17 protein-coding genes are annotated in these 18,304 nt (G+C 66.0%); 9 read left to right on the forward strand and 8 right to left on the reverse strand.

What is annotated here, in order from left to right:
* Window positions 1-95: 95 nt before the first annotated feature.
* From AC1M0F_RS11015 to pheA, 3 genes are all read right to left on the reverse strand, one after another.
* Window positions 96-602: a hypothetical protein gene (locus tag AC1M0F_RS11015; RefSeq protein ID WP_480238265.1), complete on the reverse strand. Its 507-nt coding sequence runs from the start codon at window positions 600-602 to the stop codon at window positions 96-98.
* Window positions 580-1,131, reverse strand: coding sequence for a hypothetical protein (locus AC1M0F_RS11020; RefSeq protein ID WP_480238266.1), 552 nt, complete (start codon window positions 1,129-1,131; stop codon window positions 580-582). The genes AC1M0F_RS11015 and AC1M0F_RS11020 overlap by 23 nt, the downstream gene beginning before the upstream one ends.
* Before the next feature lie 70 nt (window positions 1,132-1,201).
* Window positions 1,202-2,158, reverse strand: a complete 957-nt coding sequence (gene pheA / locus AC1M0F_RS11025; RefSeq protein WP_480238267.1) for a prephenate dehydratase — start codon at window positions 2,156-2,158, stop codon at window positions 1,202-1,204.
* A gap of 191 nt (window positions 2,159-2,349) precedes the next feature.
* Between pheA and AC1M0F_RS11030 the strand changes: the two genes are divergently transcribed.
* Together AC1M0F_RS11030 and pgm are read left to right on the forward strand one after the other, a co-directional pair.
* The gene (locus tag AC1M0F_RS11030) at window positions 2,350-3,687 is read left to right on the forward strand and encodes an alpha/beta hydrolase (RefSeq protein WP_480238268.1); all 1,338 of its coding nucleotides are present in this window, start codon (window positions 2,350-2,352) and stop codon (window positions 3,685-3,687) included.
* A 41-nt stretch (window positions 3,688-3,728) separates the two neighbouring features.
* Complete coding sequence (gene pgm / locus AC1M0F_RS11035; RefSeq protein WP_480238269.1) at window positions 3,729-5,348, forward strand: phosphoglucomutase (alpha-D-glucose-1,6-bisphosphate-dependent); 1,620 nt, start codon at window positions 3,729-3,731, stop codon at window positions 5,346-5,348.
* A gap of 6 nt (window positions 5,349-5,354) precedes the next feature.
* On the opposite strand, the gene AC1M0F_RS11040 is transcribed toward pgm, so the two are convergent.
* Together AC1M0F_RS11040 and AC1M0F_RS11045 are read right to left on the reverse strand one after the other, a co-directional pair.
* Window positions 5,355-6,038 (reverse strand): SGNH/GDSL hydrolase family protein, encoded by a 684-nt coding sequence (locus AC1M0F_RS11040; RefSeq protein ID WP_480238270.1) that lies wholly within the window; start codon window positions 6,036-6,038, stop codon window positions 5,355-5,357.
* Window positions 6,039-6,076: 38 nt separating this feature from the next.
* Window positions 6,077-7,006 (reverse strand): amidase domain-containing protein, encoded by a 930-nt coding sequence (locus AC1M0F_RS11045; protein WP_480238271.1) that lies wholly within the window; start codon window positions 7,004-7,006, stop codon window positions 6,077-6,079.
* Between the two features lie 195 nt (window positions 7,007-7,201).
* Here AC1M0F_RS11045 and AC1M0F_RS11050 point away from each other — a divergent pair, with 195 nt between their 5' ends.
* The 7 genes from AC1M0F_RS11050 to sufU all read left to right on the forward strand — a co-directional run bounded on the left by AC1M0F_RS11050 (window position 7,202) and on the right by sufU (window position 15,022).
* Window positions 7,202-8,521 carry an ABC transporter substrate-binding protein gene (locus AC1M0F_RS11050; protein ID WP_480238272.1) on the forward strand — a complete coding sequence of 440 codons (1,320 nt, stop codon included), beginning with the start codon at window positions 7,202-7,204 and terminating at the stop codon, window positions 8,519-8,521.
* 60 nt (window positions 8,522-8,581) lie between these two features.
* Window positions 8,582-9,709, forward strand: a complete 1,128-nt coding sequence (locus AC1M0F_RS11055; RefSeq protein WP_480238273.1) for a carbohydrate ABC transporter permease — start codon at window positions 8,582-8,584, stop codon at window positions 9,707-9,709.
* Window positions 9,706-10,602, forward strand: coding sequence for a carbohydrate ABC transporter permease (locus AC1M0F_RS11060; protein ID WP_480238274.1), 897 nt, complete (start codon window positions 9,706-9,708; stop codon window positions 10,600-10,602). Before AC1M0F_RS11055 ends, AC1M0F_RS11060 begins: the two co-directional genes overlap by 4 nt.
* A complete protein-coding gene (locus AC1M0F_RS11065; protein ID WP_480238275.1) occupies window positions 10,602-12,011 on the forward strand; it encodes a GH1 family beta-glucosidase in 1,410 nt (469 codons plus the stop codon). Before AC1M0F_RS11060 ends, AC1M0F_RS11065 begins: the two co-directional genes overlap by 1 nt.
* A 30-nt stretch (window positions 12,012-12,041) precedes the next feature.
* A complete protein-coding gene (locus AC1M0F_RS11070; RefSeq protein ID WP_480238276.1) occupies window positions 12,042-13,052 on the forward strand; it encodes a LacI family DNA-binding transcriptional regulator in 1,011 nt (336 codons plus the stop codon).
* A 204-nt stretch (window positions 13,053-13,256) separates the two neighbouring features.
* On the forward strand, window positions 13,257-14,570 hold the full coding sequence (locus tag AC1M0F_RS11075) for a cysteine desulfurase (RefSeq protein ID WP_480238277.1): 1,314 nt from the start codon (window positions 13,257-13,259) through the stop codon (window positions 14,568-14,570).
* Window positions 14,570-15,022 (forward strand): Fe-S cluster assembly sulfur transfer protein SufU, encoded by a 453-nt coding sequence (sufU, locus tag AC1M0F_RS11080; RefSeq protein WP_480238278.1) that lies wholly within the window; start codon window positions 14,570-14,572, stop codon window positions 15,020-15,022. The genes AC1M0F_RS11075 and sufU overlap by 1 nt, the downstream gene beginning before the upstream one ends.
* Window positions 15,023-15,141: 119 nt before the next feature.
* Here the strand turns inward: sufU and AC1M0F_RS11085 are convergent, their stop codons facing one another.
* The 3 genes from AC1M0F_RS11085 to lplAB form a co-directional block, all read right to left on the reverse strand.
* Window positions 15,142-16,068, reverse strand: coding sequence for an LLM class F420-dependent oxidoreductase (locus tag AC1M0F_RS11085; RefSeq protein ID WP_480238279.1), 927 nt, complete (start codon window positions 16,066-16,068; stop codon window positions 15,142-15,144).
* Window positions 16,065-16,970: a DNA-methyltransferase gene (locus tag AC1M0F_RS11090; protein WP_480238457.1), complete on the reverse strand. Its 906-nt coding sequence runs from the start codon at window positions 16,968-16,970 to the stop codon at window positions 16,065-16,067. The genes AC1M0F_RS11085 and AC1M0F_RS11090 overlap by 4 nt, the downstream gene beginning before the upstream one ends.
* 230 nt (window positions 16,971-17,200) lie before the next feature.
* Window positions 17,201-18,250: a lipoate-protein ligase LplAB gene (gene lplAB / locus AC1M0F_RS11095; RefSeq protein ID WP_480238280.1), complete on the reverse strand. Its 1,050-nt coding sequence runs from the start codon at window positions 18,248-18,250 to the stop codon at window positions 17,201-17,203.
* Window positions 18,251-18,304: the final 54 nt, after the last annotated feature.

An 18,304-nucleotide genomic window follows, 5' to 3' on the forward strand; every position in this document is an offset into this window, starting at 1 on the left:
AGAAACGCGGACGACGCTGTACGCGGGAACAGGCGGAAACGCCCGGACGGTGGATCTACCGGGTGCGCGTCGCGCAGAAAGGCCGTTGTGCGGCCTCAGACAGTCTGACCCGGCCGGGAGGCATCCGTCAATTTCAGGCGAGCGGGCGCCGCCGGGCGCCACCGGGCCGCTGCGACGAAGAGCGAGCCGATGACCATGGTGAGTCCGGCGAACACGACAAGCGCGAGAGGCTTCGGTTGCCAGCCGCCGAGCGACCCGACGATCGGAGTGTCCTCGGGTGCCCAGGACCACGTGATTCCTTCGTCGCCTTCGGAGATGTCCAGCACGAGTTTCGGCATCGGCCCGCCGGTCGTCAGTCCCCCGGTGATCAGCCAGTCGCGGTACGACTCCTGGCCGATGTCGTCGATTCCCGCTTCGCTGAGCTGTTCGAGTTCGTCAGGGGTGAGGTACACGGCGGCGGTCGCAGCGTCCATCCTCAGCTGCGACTCCACGGCAACCAGGGTGACACCGATGATCAGGAGAAGGATGCCGGCGAGCGCGGCGAATCCCACCACGCCGACACGGCGAACCAGGCCTGGCTCAGCGGACGACGTCGATGTCATCGAAGTCGCCGTACTCGTCGTCGGTGCGCGCGCGATGAGGCCGCCAGGTGACGGCCACGAAGAAGATCACGCCGAGCAGAGTGAGCACGCCGGCGAGCGCGAGCAGCGGCGAGAGTCCCCACGCGATCTGCGCCGACAGCCAGGCCTCCCGTGCCTCCGAATCTTCACTCGCGAAGCCGTACTGGCCCATGTAGACCTGCTCGACCGACCACCGGAACGCGCCGACCCCTGCAGCCAGGAGGATCAGCCCGACGATCGTGAGGACGATGACCCACGGGTTCCTCCACGGCGAAACCCTGACATCCTCCACCGGTTCGGCGAACTCCCCGGCTTCGCCGTCAGGCAGGGGCGGCGGCGGGACGACGTCACCCTGTGCCGGCGCCGGGGGCACGCGCTGCGCGACGGGCGCAGGGATCACCGGGATGCGCTCGTGCGTCTGCGGACTCGTCGCCGGGCCGTTGTGGACGGCGGGATCGAAGCCGCGCTGGAACTCCGGGTTGTAGCGGGGGTCGAATCCTGCGCGGTCCATCAGGAGCTCCTTCGTCGGCATCCATGTCGATGTCTGGAGCCTAGTCAACCGGTGCCACGGCGGCGAGAGGTCAGTCCTCGGGTTCGCCCGAGATCAGCCCGCGGAGCCAGTCGCGCGCCTCGACGAAGACCTCGTCTGAATACCGGGAGTCGAACTCGATCGACGCTTTGTCCGCTCGCGGGTACGACCCGAGGAACCGCACGCTCGGGCTGAACCGTCGCACGCCGAGCATCGCATCTGCGACCCGTTCATCGCGGATGTGTCCGTCAGCGTCGATGATGAAGCGGTACCGGCCGAGTTCGTCTCCGATCGGGCGGGACTCGAGAAGGCTCATGTTCACGCCGCGTGTGGAGAACTGCTCGAGCAGTTCGAGCAGCGCGCCGGCCCGGTCGACGGGAAGCTCGGCGATGAGGCTCGTCTTGTCCGCTCCCGTCGGCTCTGGCAGCACGGCGGTCCGGCTGACGAGGAGGAAGCGCGTCACGGCGTTGGGGTTGTCGCCGATGTTCTCGGCGAGCACGTCGACGTCGTAATGAGCGACGATGCCGGGTGGAGCGATGGCGGCGTCGGCCAGGTCGTTGTCGAAGAGGGCGGATGCCGCAGCCACGTTGCTCGTCGCCGGGATGTGCCCGTGTCCGGGGAGCGCTGTGTCGATCCAGAGGTGGCACTGCGCGTACGCGACCGGGTGGGCGTTGATGACCTTGACGTCGGCGAGGGTGGTCCCCTTCCTGGCGACGAGGACGAAGTTGACCGGCACGAGGTACTCGCCGATGATCCGAAGTCCTGGGATCGTCGCGAGCGCATCCTGGGCGACCGAGACCCCGCCCTCGATCGAGTTCTCGATGGCGATCACCGCGGCGTCGCTGCGTCCGGCGAGAACGTCGTCGAGCGCCTCGCCGACATTGTTGACCGACCGCCAGTTCTGACCGACGGCCTCAGGCACCTGGGCGAGTGCCGCCTCGGTGAACGTCCCGCGCGGACCCAGATAGCTGTAGGTGCGGATCGGGGGGCCGTCTGGGGTCTCTGCCATGGTTCAGAGCCTACTGGTCACTGCCCGGACTGGGGCCGCTGCGGGCCCGAACTGGGACTGCGCAAACGCCCCATGCACCGATACAGTTGGGGAGTCTGCCCAACTGCGTCTTCGCCGATGGGAGCGACATTCGGGAGTCGTGGGACAGAGGTTGGAGTCAAGTGGGCGTATGGGGGGCTGCCAGGGGAACGATGTCACGTCGTCTCTCCCCGGTCTTGCATGCCTTCGGTGGCGCTGCCACCGCGCTCGCGGTCGGAGCCGCCGGTGTGGGTTTCATCGCAGACCTCCGTCTCCCTGATGGCCCGATCCACGACATCGTCGCGGTGGAGCCGATCCCGGTGCACGGGGACGAGTTCGTCGCCCAGTTCACCGGCCGGGTGTCCGAGGCGGCTGACGCCCTCCTGACCCTCTCACCGCTCGAGGTCGCCACGCTCTGGGTTGATTTTCCCAGCGCGTTCGTGAGCGACCTCATCGAGCGACGACCGGATGCCGTCGGCAACCTCGAAGGCGCCAGTTACCTCGCTCGCGACCGCGCGAACATCCGCAGGCTCGCCACTGTCAAGAAGGAAGCCGTCGCCGCCGAACAGCGGGCGCTGTCGCGGATGCATGCGACAGGACCGCAGAGCGCTTCCGGACGGGAACTGGCCGAAGCGGAAGACCGGGTCGAATCGGTCGAGGTCCTGCTCGGACTGTTCGATACCCAGCCGGCGACGGCGACGGACCCGCGCCGCTACCTGATCAGCCTGGACGACTCGGTCGACGGCCCACCGCTCGCGGCCATCTCGGTCGGCGACCTCGACTCCGCGCTCTACGCGACCTATTTCGTTCCCGGCATGAACAGCTCGGTGCTCGAGGCGGAGGACTATCTCCGCGGAGTCACGCGCATCCAGCAGGCGTCAGACGACAGCGCTGCGGTGCTCTGGCTCGGTTACGAAAGCCCCGGTCCTGTGGAGACCGTTTCGACGGCACGCGCTGAGGCCGGCGCCCTCCAGCTCGGCAAAGCCCTCGATGGGTACGACTCCCGGCGGGACACCGTCGGCCTCCCCTCCGAACTCACCGTCCTGGCTCACTCATACGGTTCGACGACAGCGGCCATCGCCCTGACCGGCGGCAACTACGGGGTGAGCTCGTTCGTGATGATCGGCTCGGCAGGCGTTCCGGCAGACATCGGCCTCGATGACCTGCACGTACTTCCCGAGCGCGTGTACGCATCGGAGGCGATGGCGGACGTGATTGCCGGCAAGGGTCAGTTCTGGTCCGGCAGGGTCAACCCGGCATCGGTCGACTGGGGCGCCCAGCTGTTCGGCAGCAACGGAACGACGCTCGAGGACGGAACGATCCTCAGCGCCGTCACCGCCCACGACGTTGTCGGCCCTGACACCGACGCAGACCACGACAAGTACCTCGGCGACGGCACCGAGAGCCTGTACGACATCCGTAACATCGTCACGGGGCGATTGCACGAGATCACGCCAGGCGCTCGCACGCCGTCCACCGACTCTCCGATCCTCGCCGAAGGGGCGAAGTAATTCGCTGACGCATGCCGGTGGCATGGTGCCACAATGGGGGCATGACCGACCGCGCAGGAACTCCAGCAGCTGAGTCCGACCTCATCGACGTCCCCGCCCTCCTCGATGCGTACTTCGTCCTGAAACCCGACGTCTCGATACCTGAACAACGGGTCGTTTTCGGAACGTCAGGTCATCGCGGCTCGTCCCTCAACACGGCGTTCAACGAGCACCACATCGCCGCAACGACGCAGGCGATTGTCGAGTACCGCGCAGACCAGGGCGTCACAGGACCGCTGTTCATCGGATCGGACACCCACGCTCTCAGCCACCCGGCCCAGACCACAGCGCTCAAGGTCCTCGTCGGAAACGACGTGCGCGTGCTCGTCGACGAGTTCGACGACTACGTTCCCACCCCGGCACTCAGCCACGCCATCCTCGCCTGGAACCGTTCGGGCGCCGAGGAGCAGGCTGACGGAATCGTGGTCACCCCCAGTCACAACCCGCCGGCCGACGGCGGCTTCAAGTACAACCCACCGCACGGCGGACCTGCGGACAGCGACGCCACGAGCTGGATCGCCAACCGCGCCAACGAGATCATCGAAGCGGGGCTCATCGACGTGAAGATGGCGGAGCCGAGCGCCGTCGAGGCGTACGACTTCCGTGGGAAGTACGTCGAGGACCTCGGCAACATCATCGACATGGATGCCATCAAACGCTCGGGAATCCGGATCGGCGCCGACCCGCTCGGCGGCGCGAGCGTTCACTACTGGCAGGCGATCGCCGACCGTTACGACATCGACCTGACCGTGGTGAACCCGCACGTCGACCCGACCTGGCGGTTCATGACGCTCGACTGGGACGGCAAGATCCGGATGGATCCCTCGTCGCCGTCGGCGATGGCATCCGTTCTCGCCCACAAGGATGACTACGACATCCTCACAGGCAACGACGCGGATGCCGACAGGCACGGCATCGTCACCCCTGACGGCGGGCTGATGAACCCGAACCACTTCCTCGCCGTCGCGATCGACTACCTCTACCGCAACCGTTCGGGCTGGGGGGCAGATGCCGCGATCGGCAAGACGCTCGTCTCCAGCTCGATCATCGACAAGGTCGCCGAGTCGCTCGACCGCACCCTGTGGGAGGTCCCTGTCGGCTTCAAGTGGTTCGTTCCAGGGCTCATCGACGGGTCAGTGGCGTTCGGCGGCGAGGAGAGCGCCGGCGCGAGTTTCCTGCGCATGGACGGCACGGTCTGGACGACGGACAAGGACGGCATCCTGCTCTGCCTGCTCGCGTCCGAGATCCTTGCCGTCACCGGTAAGACACCATCGGCGCTCTACCGCGAGCTGACCGAGAAGTACGGCGACCCGGTGTACGAGCGTGTGGATGCCGCTGCGTCTCCTGCTCAGAAGGCGGCCCTCGGCAAGCTCGATGGCGAGGCGATCACGGCCACCGAGCTGGCAGGCGACGCCATCGTCGCGAAGCTCAGTGCCGCCCCAGGTAACGGCGCGGCCGTCGGTGGAGTGAAGGTGGTGACCGCGAACGCATGGTTCGCGGCTCGTCCGAGCGGCACGGAGGACGTCTACAAGATCTACGCCGAGTCCTTCGCGGGACCGGACCACCTCAAGCAGGTGCAGGCTGAGGCGAAGCTGATCGTGGATGCGGCCCTCGGAGCGTAGAGCGCGCTAGAGCCCGAGCTTCTTCAGCTCGGTGTCCATGCGCTCGGCCATGGCCGCGTAGCCGTCGTCGTTGGGGTGGATGCCGTCGGCGGCCATCCACTCCGGGTGACCCTCGATCCAGTACGACGCACCGGCGATGTAGTCGGCGCCGACACCCTCGGCGGCGTCCCGGACCCACGAGATGATCGTGTCGACGGATGCCGGCCGCTCGTCGGTGTACCAGAACGGCTCGACGACGATGAGCCGCGCTTCCGGAAGCTCGGCCGCCAGCGTCTCGATGTCGTCGCTGATCGCGGCTTCGATCTCCGCGGCGCTGCCAGGCATCGAAAAGTTGTCGTTGAGCCCCATGGTCACGAAGACGATGTCAGGGTCGGCATCGACGATCCGGCCGATGAGGTCGCCAGGAAGCGCTGAGCGGTTGTTCACGAATCCGAGACCGTTCACGCTCGGGTTGAATTCCGCCCAGCCGCGGTCGGCGCAGATGAGCGTCGACCAGCGCTGGGACGGTTCGCTCGCGCCGGTGCCCAGCGTGTAGGAGTCACCGTAGAAGGCGACGACCGGTTGCCCCGGTGTCGCCATCGGCACACCGCCAGGCTGGGCCGACGTGCACGCCGTCAGCGCTCCGACGCCGACGAGCAGCCCGATGGCTGCGAGAAGCCGTGTTGCCGCAGTTGCTGTCACACGAGTCATTCGTGGCCCGCCCCTTCGCGGATTGGCGTTGCAGACGATTATGCCGGGATGCTCCAGAACCAGGCGTTCCCACCCGGGTGCTCGTCGGTGATCGCGACATCGAGGTCTCGGTATGGGCCGTCGAGGTTGTGGCTTGCGAACCCGATCCTGGTCACGCCGTCAACGACCTTCACGCTCGACACGAGCATGACGTGGTCAGGAATGTCGTTGTTGTTCCAGTCGAACATACCGATGTCGCCGATCTTGACCTGGTCACGCTGGTCGAGGTTCAGCCGGGTGACATCAGGACCGTTGTCGCTCGCGAACCAGTCGTGCATAGCGGGCACGTAGCCCCAGGCCGGGCTCCAGTCAGCGGTCGTGGCCGCAGCGTTCTTGTTGAACCAGGTGGAGTTCTGCACCCAGCCGCGCTGGATCAGCGTCTGGCTCACGAAGTTCGCGCAGTCGCCGCCGACCGGGTTCAGGTTGCCCCACTCGGCCTCGTTGTAGTCGTCCCAGTGCGCGAGGGCGTACTGCATCTGGGCGTCGACTCCGGTGACGACGGCGTACGAGTGCGTCAGGGCCTTCGGCTGTGAAAGTGCCTTCTCGGCGGCCGAGACGACGATGGCGGCGTCCGCCGGCTGGTAGTCGACAGCAGCGGGCGCGACGGCGGTCACCGTGCCGTCAGCGGTGACGGTGACGTCGGTGGCCGGGATCCCGCCGACGGTGACGTCGGTGACATCCGCCAGCCCTGTGCCTGTGATCGTGAGAGTCGTTCCGCCCGTGACCGATCCGGATGCCGGCGACACGGCGGTCACCGCGCTCACCGCCGAAGGGGTCGGGGTGCTGGTCGGTTGCGGGCGCGTCGCTGCCGGTGTCGAGGGGCTGGCACACCCGGCCCACAGCAGTGCAGAGCAGGCGATGACGGCGGCGGCCACGATCCTGCGGCTGCCGAGGCGAGCGCGTGTGGGTCTGCGGACACTGCTCGACACGGGAACTTCCTTCGAATGTGGTGGGTGGCTTTCCATAGTAATCGACCTGTTTGGGCATTCTCTGATGCCGCGCTTGACAACAGGCCCCTCCACAACGTAGCTTGTCTCGTAATCCGTGAGAGCGCTCTCATGCTTCGAAATGAGAGCGCTCTCACGAAGCCATTGCACAGTCCACGCACACACAAAGGAGTGACCGTGACCCTCTCACGACGCACCAAGCTCGCGACCGGCATCGCCGGCGCCGCAGCTTTTGCCCTCCTCGCCACCGGATGCGCGCCGCAAAGCGCCAGCTCTTCCGGAGACGAGAAAATCGAACTCTCGATCACCACGTTCGGCACCTTCGGATACGACGACCTCTACAAGGAGTACGAGAAGGCCAACCCGAACATCACGATCAAGGCAGAGAACATCGACACGGGTGGAAACGCCCGGACCGATGCCTTCACCAAGATCTCCGCCGGTTCCGGCCTCACCGACATCGTCGCCATCGAGGAAGGCTGGCTCGGGGCGATCATGGAAGTTTCCGACCAGTTCGTCGACCTCAACGAGTACGGCGCAGAAGACCTCAAGGACAACTGGGTCCCCTGGAAGTACGAACAGGGAACAGACCCGGACGGCCGCGTCATCGGCTACGGCACCGACATCGGCCCGCAGGGCCTCTGCTACAACGGCCCGCTGTTCGAGGCTGCAGGTCTGCCGAGCGACCGCGAGAGCGTCGCTGAACTGTTCGGCGGAGACGACGCCACCTGGGAGAAGTACTTCGAGCTCGGGGAGCAGTACAAGGAGAAAACGGGCAAGGCCTGGTACGACCACTCCGGCTTCGTCTGGAACTCCATGGTCAACCAGCTCGACGAGGGCTACTACACCGAGGACGGCGAACTGAACGTCGAGGGCAACGACGAACTGCGTGCGCGGTTCGACCAGCTTGCCGCCGGAACGACCAGTGGCCTCTCCGCCAACCAGACCGCATGGGACTGGGGCAAGGGCAAGGCATTCGTCGACGGCTCCTTCGCCACGTTCGTCTGCCCGGGCTGGATGCTCGGCACCATCACGGGCTCGCTCGAGTCCGGTGGCGGCGGCCCCGAAACCGGCTGGGACTTCGCCGACGTCTTCCCCGGCGGCGCATCCAACTGGGGTGGAGCATTCCTCTCCGTTCCGACCACGTCCGAGCACCCCGAGGAAGCGGCCGCACTTGCAGAGTGGCTGACCGACCCTGAGCAGCAGGTGAAGCAGTCTGCGGCAGCGAACAACTTCCCGAGCACCATCGAGGCTCAGGAGACGCTCGCCGAGGAAGCGACGCCGAACGAAGTGTTCAACGACGCTCCGACCGGTGCGATTCTCGCCTCCCGCGCCGAGGGTGTCGTCGCACAGTTCAAGGGACCGTATGACTCGGTCATCCAGGAGAACGTCTTCGGCCCCGCGCTGAAGCTTCTCGACACCGGAAAGACGACGAGCGCCGATGAGGCCTGGGATGAAGCACTCACCCTCCTCAACGAGCTGGTCGTCAACAACTAGGAACACCGACCGTGGGGCCCCCGGAAGCGATTCCGGGGGCCCCCATCTGGACGCGAGATCATGACAAGCACACTGAACCGACCGGTCGAGAGTTCCTCTCCCCCACCGCCGCGAACACCGAAGAAGACCACGATGTCGATGAAGCACCGGCTCGCCGCGTTCGACGTGAAAGCATCCCCGTACTTCTACGTCGCCCCCTTCTTCATCCTCTTCGCCATCGTCGGCCTCTTCCCCCTCGTCTACACGTTCGTGGTGTCGCTCTACGACTGGCACCTGCTCAAGGGGCAGGGCGACTTCGTGGGCCTCGACAACTTCACAGCCGTCCTCGGTGACCGCTTCTTCTGGAACTCGCTGTTCAACACGGTGAGCATCTTCCTTCTCTCCACGATCCCGCAGCTGGTCGCAGCCGTCGTGATCGCCGCGGTCCTCGATCAGAACCTGCGCGCGAAGACGTTCTGGCGCATGAGCATCCTGCTGCCATACGTCGTGACTCCCGTCGCTGTCGCCATGATCTTCTCGAATGTCTTCGGCGAGGACTACGGCCTCATCAACAACATCCTCGAGAGCTTTGGCCTCGACCCGGTGATGTGGCGCAACGAAACGCTGCCCAGCCACATCGCGATCGCCACCATGGTCAACTGGCGCTGGACCGGTTACAACGCGCTGATCCTCCTGGCGGCGATGCAGTCTGTGCCCCGTGACATCCACGAATCCGCCGCACTCGACGGCGCCGGCTCATTCCGCCGGTTCTTCAGCATCACCCTCCCGTCGATCCGGCCGACCATGATCTTCGTGATCATCACCGCAACCATCGGCGGACTGCAGATCTTCACCGAGCCGCGCCTGTTCGACCCGGTCACGGCCGGCGGATCACAACGTCAGTTCCAGACCACTGTGCTCTACCTGTGGGAGATGGCCTTCTTCAGGCAGAACTTCGGCAAGGCGTCGGCAATCGCCTGGCTGCTCTTCCTTCTCATCGTCATCTTCGGACTGATCAATTTCCTGCTCTCCCGGAGCATTGCGACCGCAGAGGGCAGGGGCGCGAAAGCACGGTCCCAGCGACGGCTGCTGAAGGTCCGCCAGCGCCAGGCGAAGGCCGACCTCCGCTCGGGCGCCGCAACACCCGCACCCCCCGTCGACCCACCGACAGGCTCCACAGCACCGACAGAAGAGAGGAGCACCCGATGAGCGCGAACACCCTCACCCGCCAGACGGAGACTCCGCCAAGCATCCCCACCAGGCGCAAGTCGAAGTATTTCGGCATCGACAAGCGACCCGGGTGGCTGACCTATGCGCTCCTCGGCGTCTTCTTCCTCTGTTCTGCATACCCGCTGTGGTGGTCGTTCGTCATGGGCACCCGCGACAACGCCGCGTTTGGGCAGACCTGGCCACCGCTGCTGCCTGGCGGAAATTTCTGGAAGAACGTCGGCGAGGTCTTCGACACCATCCCGTTCTGGCTCGCCCTCGGCAACAGCATCCTCATCTCGAGCATCATCACCGTCTCGGTCGTCGTGTTCTCGACGCTGGCGGGGTACGCATTCGCCAAGCTTCGATTCAAGGGTCGGAACGGGCTGATGATCTTCGTCATCGCGACGATGGCGATCCCGACCCAGCTCGGCATCATCCCGCTGTTCATGGTGATGAGGACGCTCGGCTGGACGGGCGAGATCGGCGCGGTCATCATCCCGACGCTGGTCACGGCTTTCGGTGTCTTCTTCATGCGGCAGTACCTCGTCGACGTCATCCCCGACGAGCTGATCGAGGCGGCGCGCATGGACGGCGCCAACATGATCTCGACGTTCTGGCACGTCGCTGTTCCGGCAGCCCGCCCGGCCATGGCGATCCTCGGTCTGTTCACGTTCATGACCGCGTGGACCGACTTCCTCTGGCCGCTCATCGTTCTCAACGCGAGCAACCCCACCCTGCAGACGGCTCTCAGCCAATTGCAGTCAGCGCGGTACGTCGACTACTCGATCGTGCTCGCCGGGGCCATCATGGCAACACTCCCCCTGCTCATACTCTTTATCGTGGCAGGCAAGCAACTCATTTCAGGCATCATGCAAGGAGCAGTGAAGGGCTAATGACGTTCAACTTTCCCCCCACCTTTATCTGGGGGTCCGCCACCGCTGCGGCCCAGGTCGAAGGCGCAGCCCACGAAGACGGCAAGGAAGACTCGGTCTGGGATGCGTTCGCTCGCGTCCCAGGGGCCATCGCCAACGGCGAGAACCTCGATGTCGCTGTCGATCATTACCACCGCTACGCCTCCGACGTCGCGGTGATGAAGGAGCTGGGCCTCGACTCCTACCGGTTCTCGACGAGCTGGTCGCGCATCGTTCCCGGCGACCGCGAGCCGAACGCCGCGGGACTCGACTTCTACTCCCGCCTCGTCGACGAACTCCTGGGTGCCGGCATCCTGCCATGGCTGACGCTGTACCACTGGGACCTGCCGCAGGCCCTCGAGGAAAAGGGCGGCTGGGCAAACCGGGACACCGCTCTGCGCTTCGCAGACTACGCCGAGACCGTTTACGGAACGCTCGGCGACCGCGTGAAGAACTGGACGACGTTCAACGAGCCGTTCTGCTCCTCGCTGCTCGGCTACGCCGCAGGCGTCCACGCCCCTGGGCGGCAGGAACCGGCTGCCGCCGTCGCCGCCATCCACCACCAGCACCTCGGTCACGGCCTCGCCGTCAACCGGCTGCGCGACCTCGGCGCCGAGCAGATCGGCATCACGCTGAACCTGTCGAACGCCATCCCGCTCGACGCGAACGACCCCGTCGACGTCGAGGCAGCCCGCCGGTTCGACGTGCTGCAGAACCGCGTCTTCCTCGACCCGATCGTCACCGGGGCGTACCCGGAAGACGCGCTGTCCGACCTCGAGCAGTTCGGCATCCGCGACGTGATCCAGCCGGGCGACATGGAGATCATCGGAACGCCGATCGACTTCCTCGGCGTCAACCACTACCACGACGACCAGGTCTCCGGACATCCGGACGACTCGGGCACGGACGGCCACTCCGGAGCGACCGAGAGGGAACTCTCCTCGTGCTGGATCGGGTCGGAGTACATCACGTTCCCGAGCCGTGGCCTGCCCCGCACCGCCATGAACTGGGAGGTCAACCCGTCCGGCCTGCACAAGCTGCTCGTGCGCCTCGGCCGTGAATACCCGAACATGCCTCCCCTCTTCGTCACCGAGAACGGGTCGGCATACGAAGACGTCGTCTCCGCAGACGGCCACATCCACGACGTCGAACGTACCCAGTACGTCACCGATCACGTACAGGCGGTGTCGGATGCCATCGCAGACGGCGCGGATGTGCGCGGCTACTTCGTCTGGTCACTTCTCGACAACTTCGAGTGGTCGTGGGGCTACGGCAAGCGATTCGGCATCGTCCGCGTCGACTACGACAGCCAGGAGCGGACCATCAAGGACTCCGGCCTGGCGTACTCGCGGATCATCGCGGACGCCAAGGTCGGGATTCCCGCGCATTAGAGTGGTGCCATCGAGGGGAGGCTGGGGACCATGACGACACAGACGCAATCTCCGACACTGGAGATGGTCGCGGCACGCGCAGGCGTGTCACGCGCGACCGTGTCGCGCGTGGTCAACTCCTCCCCCAAGGTCACCGCCGAGGTCGTCGAACTCGTCAATTCCGCGATCGCCGAACTCAACTACGTACCCAACCGGGCCGCGCGTTCCCTGGCCAGCCGAAAGACGCAGGTGATCGCGCTCGTGGTGCCCGAGTCGACGGCGAAAGTGTTCGCCGACCCGTTCTTCGCATCCGTCGTGCAGGGCGTCGCGCTGTACCTCGCCGACACGGATTACACGCTCAACCTGCTCATCGCATCCGAGACGAAGTCTGACAAGACCAGGCGCTACCTCCTCGGCGGCAACGTCGACGGCGCTCTCGTCGTCTCGCACCACTCCGGCGACCACTCGTACACGCACCTCGGACAGAAGCTGCCGATCGTCTTCGGTGGCCGGCCGATCAGCCCGGACACCTCACAGGGCCACTTCGTCGACGTCGACAACGTCAGCGGTGCCCGCGTTGCGACGCAGAGGCTGATCGACCGCGGCTGCCGCTCGATCGCGACCATCGCCGGGCCACAGGACATGCCGCCAGGGGTCGACCGGCTCACCGGCTGGCGGGATGCCGTCACCGGCGCCGGACTCGACGACGCCCTCGTCGAATATGGCGACTACTCACCCGATGACGGTGCTGAAGCGATGCGCCGCCTGCTCGCTCGCGGCGTGCCCATCGACGGGCTGTTCGCCTTCAGCGACCAGCTCGCCGCCGGCGCGTACACGGTCCTCAAGGAGGCCGGGCTCCGGATTCCCGAGGACGTCGCGGTGGTCGGCTACGACGACGACCGTTATGCGGCGACGGTGAGTCCGACCCTGACGACCGTCAACCAGGCCCCTGTCGAGATGGGCGCGAAGATGGCCGAGATCGTGGTGCGACTCATCGACGGCGAGCAGGTCGAGACGGCGACGATCATGCCGACGAAGCTCGTCGTGCGGGAGTCTGCTTAACCTCGCGAATTGCTGGGTTTGCGGTGGTTCAGACACCAGGGAACCACCCCAAAGTCAGCATCTGGCGGGGTGTTGGGGAGACAATAGAAGGAATACCGCGCTGCTACCGGTGCTTGACACAGGTGGACGCCCGGTCACCGGTGCGAGCGAAGGCGCTGCCCCCGGACGCCCAGCCGTGCCCCGAAAACAGATCGTGAGTTGCCCATGCCCCACCCCACCGGATCGACGACGGAGCTGGCGACCACCCCGCTGACCGACGCCGAGGTGCTGCTCCTGCGCCGCGACTTCCCCGCGCTGAACCAGCGGGTGAACGGGCACGAGCTCGTCTACCTCGACTCCGGCGCCACCTCGCAGAAACCGGTCAGCGTGCTCGACGCCGAGCGAGCGTTCTACGAACACGACAACTCCGCCGTCCACCGTGGCGCACACACGCTCGCCGCCAACGCGACCGAACTCTTCGAAAACGCGCGCGCGACGGTCGCCCGCTTCGTGGGCGTGGGCGAGAACGAGATCATCTGGACCTCGAACGCCACAGAGGGCCTCAACCTCATCGCATACGGCATGTCCAATGCCAGCCTCGGTCGCGGTGGGGCGGATGCCGCTCGGTTCGTCCTCGGTGAGGGAGACGAGATCCTGACCACGGAGGGCGAGCACCATGCGAACCTCGTGCCGTGGCAGGAGCTCGCGGCACGCACAGGGGCGACCCTGCGGCACATCCCGGTCGCGGACGACGGAACGCTGCGGATGGATGAGGCCGAACGGTTGATCAACCCGCGCACGAAACTCGTCGCATTCACGCACGTCTCCAACGTCACCGGTGTGATCAACCCGGTCGATGAACTGGTCCGGCTCGCTCATGGCGTCGGAGCGCTCGTCGTGCTCGACGCCTGTCAGTCCGCTCCACACCGTGCGCTCGACCTCGCCGCGCTCGACGTCGACTTCGCCGTCTTCTCCGGCCACAAGATGCTCGCCCCCACCGGGATCGGCGTGCTCTACGGCAGGGGCGAACTTCTCGACGCCCTCCCTCCCTTCCTCACCGGTGGTTCGATGATCACCACGGTGACGCTCGAGGCATCCGGCTACCTGCCTTCGCCGCAGCGGTTCGAAGCGGGCACCCAGAAGGTGTCTCAGGCCATCGCCCTCGCCGCGGCGATCGACTACCTCGGTGCCGTGGGAATGGACCGGATCGAAGCCTGGGAGACCGAGCTGGGCGCCCGGCTGGTCGAGGGTTTCAGCTCCATCCCAGGGGTCCGCGTGCTCGGTCCGGATGCAGGTGTTGAACGGGCGGGGCTCGCGAGCGTCGACGTCGACGGGGTGCACGCCCACGACGTCGGCCAGTTCCTCGACGACAGGGGGATCGCCGTGCGGGTCGGGCACCACTGCGCGCAACCGCTTCACCGTCGTTTCGGGGTGACCGCTTCGACGCGGGCGAGCGCCTACCTCTACAACACCACGGCAGACGTCGACGCGGTCATCGACGGCATGCGCGACGTGCGCTCGTTCTTCGGGGTGAGCTGATGGCTTCAGGAGATCTCGCAGGCCTGTACCAGCAGGTCATCCTCGACCATTCGAAAGAGAAGCACGGCTTCGGGCTCAAGTCTTCGGCGGATGCGTCCAGCCACCAGGTCAACCCCACCTGTGGTGATGAACTCACCCTGCAGCTGCATGTCGCGGACGGCGTCGTGAGCTCCGTCACGTGGGAAGGGGCAGGATGCTCCATCTCGATGGCATCCGCATCGCTCCTGCACGACCTCGCACCGGGGCTCACGCTCGCTGAAGCACGGGAACGGATCGCGCTGTTCCGTGAGCTCATGCACTCCCGCGGTGCCGGCGTCGAGGACGAGGACGAACTGCTTGGAGACGCCATCGTGCTCGAAGGCGTCTCGAAGTACGTGGCGAGGGTCAAGTGCGCCATGCTCGCGTGGGTTGCACTCGAGGCGGACCTGGCTCAGCTCGAATCGTCTCACTGACGCCTCCGCCGCACCCGCGCAGGCTCGACAGAGAAACCCGCACTTCTCAGTCGGGGTCTCCTGCTGAGTATTCGGAGGGCGATCTCACCAGGCACGGCTGCTCGACCCCCGACGGGCCGCTACGCGAAGTGCGGAACCACCTCGGCGGCCAGGAACTCCAGGTGCTCGAGGTCGCTCAGGTCGAGGATCTGCAGGTATGCGGTCTGCACACCGTCGTCCTGCAGCGCACCCAGCCGATCGATGATCTCTGACGGCGTCCCTGCCAGACCGTTCTGACGCAGTTCGCCAGGCTCCCGGCCGATCGCGGTCGCACGACTGACGTACTCGGTCTCGCTCGCGCCGGCGGCCGCCACGAATGCCGCCGAGTACACGAGCTCGCCCGGGTCTCGGTCGATCGCCTCACACGCCGCCCTGACCCCGGCGAACTTGCCGGCGATCTGGTCGAACGGCACGAACGGCAGATTGAACTCCGTCGCGAATCTGGCGGCAAGCGCCGGCGTGCGTTTGGCGCCGCCTCCGCCGACGATGATCGGCAGCTGCGACTGGACGGGCTTCGGGAGCGCAGGCGATTCGGTGAGCGAGTAGTGCTTCCCGGCGAACGAGTAGGTGTCGCCGACGGGGGTCTCGAACAGGCCCGTGACGATCTCGAGCTGCTCCTCGAGCATCCCAAATCGCTTCGGAGGGAACGGTATGCCGTAGGCGGCATGTTCTTCTTCGAACCAGCCGGTGCCGAGTCCGAGCTCGACGCGACCACCGGACATCTGGTCGACCTGCGCCACCTGGATGGCGAGGATCCCCGGCGGGCGGTAGGTCACACTCGACACGAGGGTGCCGAGTCGGATGCTCGTGGTCTCGCGCGCGAGGCCTGCGAGGGTCGTCCAGGCGTCGGTCGGACCAGGCAGCCCGGAGAAGTGGTCACCCATCACCATGTAGTGATCGCTGCGGAAGAACGCATCGAAGCCGAGTCTCTCGGCTGTCTGTGCGACCGCGAGGAGATCGTCGTAGCTCGCGCCCTGCTGCGGTTCGGTGAAAATGCGGAACTTCATCTGCGGGGTTTCTCCTCGGGGTCCTGGATGGTGTGCCATTCGACGGGTATGCCGTCGAATCGCTTCTGCATGACGGTGAGCGCTTCGGGGTTCTGGTCGATGAGAACGAATGAGCGGCCGAGGGACGCGGCGACGGCGCCGGTCGTGCCGCTTCCGGCGAAGAAGTCGAGCACGCGGTCGCCTTCGCGGCTGGATGCCTGGATGATCCGCCGCAGAACGCCGATGGGCTTCTGCGTCGGGTAGCCCGTCTTCTCCTTGCCGGTCGGCGAGACAATGGTGTGCCACCAGACGTCCGTCGGCAGTTTGCCCCGTTCGACCTTCTCGGGGGTGACGAGGCCTGGTGCCATGTACGGTTCGCGATCGACGGCATCCGAGTTGAAGTAGTACGTCTTCGGATTCTTCACATAGACGAGGATCGTGTCGTGCTTGGTCGGCCACTTGCTCTTCGACTTGGCGCCGTAGTCGTAGGCCCAGATGAGTTCGTTGAGGAACGAGTCGCGCCCGAAGATCGCGTCGAGCAGCACCTTCGCATAGTGGGCTTCACGATAGTCGAGGTGCAGGTAGAGCGTGCCGTCGTCGGCGAGGAGCCGCCAGGCCTCGACGAGCCTCGGCTCGAGAAAAGCCCAGTAGTCGTCGAACGCGTCGTCGTACCGTTTGAGCGCTCCGCGGATCCGCTCGTAGCTCTGGCCCTTGAACCCGAGTTGCCCGCCTCCTCCTGGCTCGGCGCGCACACTGCTGGTCTCGTGTCTCTTCTGCGCCCGACCGGTGTTGAAGGGCGGGTCGATGTAGACGAGGGTGAATGACCCGTCCGGCAGCGTCGGCAGAATGTCGAGGTTGTCACCGGAGTAGACCACGTTGCCGGTCGGCGCCGTCGGCGTGACGGCGCCGAGATCGACGGTGATCGAGACCGTCCCGTCGAGGATGTCGCCGAATCCGTCTCCCGGGATCGGTGCAGGTGCAGGGATCCGGGTCTCGCGGTCGCGCTCCAGCTGGGCCTCATGACGGGTCGGGGCGAAGATCTCGTCGACGATGCCGAGGGCGCCGCCCGTCGTGGTTCCACTCGGCCGCTTGCGCTTGCGGCTGCGCGGGGCGTAGCCCTCGGGCAGCACCTCGTCTGGGGTCAGGTCGTCGCTCACGGCACCCGGTTCAGCCACGCGTCCGTCACGAACTTGGACTCGACGAGAGCCTCTGCAGCTTCATATTCCTCTGGGGTGATGTTCCCGGGCTTCGCGCCGGTGAGGCTGACGAAGGTGTCCTTCATCCGTTCGATGATCTCGGCCCTGCTGAGTCCGGTCTGCGTTCGCAGCGGGTCGACGCGCTTGGCTGCGGACTTTGTTCCCTTGTCGCTGAGCTTCTCCCGGCCGATGCGCAGGACGCGGGCCATCAGCTCGCCGTCCATGTCGTAGCTCATCGTGACGTGGTGCAGCACTGCGCCGTTGCCGAGACGCTTCTGCGCTGCTCCGCCGATCTTGCCGCTCGGGCTCGTGATGTCGTTGAGGGGCTGGTAGCTCGCATCGATGCCGAGCGACTGCAGTGCGGTGAGCACCCAGTCGTCGAGGTAGGCGTAGCTGTCTGCGAAGGTCATGCCCTGCACGAGTTCGGCCGGGACGTAGAGAGAGTAGGTGATGACCTCGCCCTGCTTCATCAGCATCGCCCCGCCGCCTGACACACGCCGTACGACCTCGAAGCCGTTCGCTTTCGCCTGGTCGAGGTCGACTTCGTTCTTCACCGACTGGAAGCTCCCGAGCACGACGGCGGACTCGTCCCATTCCCAGATCCTCAGCGTGGGCCCGCGGCGGCCTGCGCCGACCTCGGCGGTGAGAACCTCGTCCAGGGCGAGGTGCATCCGCGGTGACACCGAGCCGGTGTGGATGAGCTCCCAGTCGAAGTCCTTCCAGTCGGCGGCGCCGGCCAGGGACCGGCGGATCGCGGTGCCGACGGCTTCAGGGCTGAAGCCCAGCAGGGTCGCCCCGTCGGGAAGACCGCGGCGGATCGCGGATGCCAGCGAAGCGGCATCCGTTTCGACAGGCAGTCCGTTGACAGACCTGTTGATGTCGTCGAGGGCCGAATCGGGCTCGAGGAAGAAGTCGCCGGCGAGCCGGAAGTTCGCGATCGCGCCGTCGATGACGTCGAGGTCGACGACGACGAGCTTTCCGCCTGGGACCTTGTACTCACCATGCATGCGTTCAGCCTAGTCTCGGGCATCGGGCGGCAATCCGCTCGGGCGGGAGCAGAA

The organism is Mycetocola sp. Y719 (assembly GCF_056713205.1).

Coding starts and splice junctions, on each gene's coding strand:
- AC1M0F_RS11030 (WP_480238268.1), top strand. CDS start 2,350: ATGTCACGTCGTCTCTCCCCGGTCTTGCATGCCTTCGGTGGCGCTGCC.
- AC1M0F_RS11040 (WP_480238270.1), bottom strand. CDS start 6,038: ATGACTCGTGTGACAGCAACTGCGGCAACACGGCTTCTCGCAGCCATC.
- AC1M0F_RS11020 (WP_480238266.1), bottom strand. CDS start 1,131: ATGGACCGCGCAGGATTCGACCCCCGCTACAACCCGGAGTTCCAGCGC.
- AC1M0F_RS11070 (WP_480238276.1), top strand. CDS start 12,042: ATGACGACACAGACGCAATCTCCGACACTGGAGATGGTCGCGGCACGC.
- AC1M0F_RS11015 (WP_480238265.1), bottom strand. CDS start 602: ATGACATCGACGTCGTCCGCTGAGCCAGGCCTGGTTCGCCGTGTCGGC.
- pheA (WP_480238267.1), bottom strand. CDS start 2,158: ATGGCAGAGACCCCAGACGGCCCCCCGATCCGCACCTACAGCTATCTG.
- sufU (WP_480238278.1), top strand. CDS start 14,570: ATGGCTTCAGGAGATCTCGCAGGCCTGTACCAGCAGGTCATCCTCGAC.
- lplAB (WP_480238280.1), bottom strand. CDS start 18,250: ATGCATGGTGAGTACAAGGTCCCAGGCGGAAAGCTCGTCGTCGTCGAC.
- pgm (WP_480238269.1), top strand. CDS start 3,729: ATGACCGACCGCGCAGGAACTCCAGCAGCTGAGTCCGACCTCATCGAC.
- AC1M0F_RS11085 (WP_480238279.1), bottom strand. CDS start 16,068: ATGAAGTTCCGCATTTTCACCGAACCGCAGCAGGGCGCGAGCTACGAC.
- AC1M0F_RS11075 (WP_480238277.1), top strand. CDS start 13,257: ATGCCCCACCCCACCGGATCGACGACGGAGCTGGCGACCACCCCGCTG.
- AC1M0F_RS11060 (WP_480238274.1), top strand. CDS start 9,706: ATGAGCGCGAACACCCTCACCCGCCAGACGGAGACTCCGCCAAGCATC.
- AC1M0F_RS11055 (WP_480238273.1), top strand. CDS start 8,582: ATGACAAGCACACTGAACCGACCGGTCGAGAGTTCCTCTCCCCCACCG.
- AC1M0F_RS11065 (WP_480238275.1), top strand. CDS start 10,602: ATGACGTTCAACTTTCCCCCCACCTTTATCTGGGGGTCCGCCACCGCT.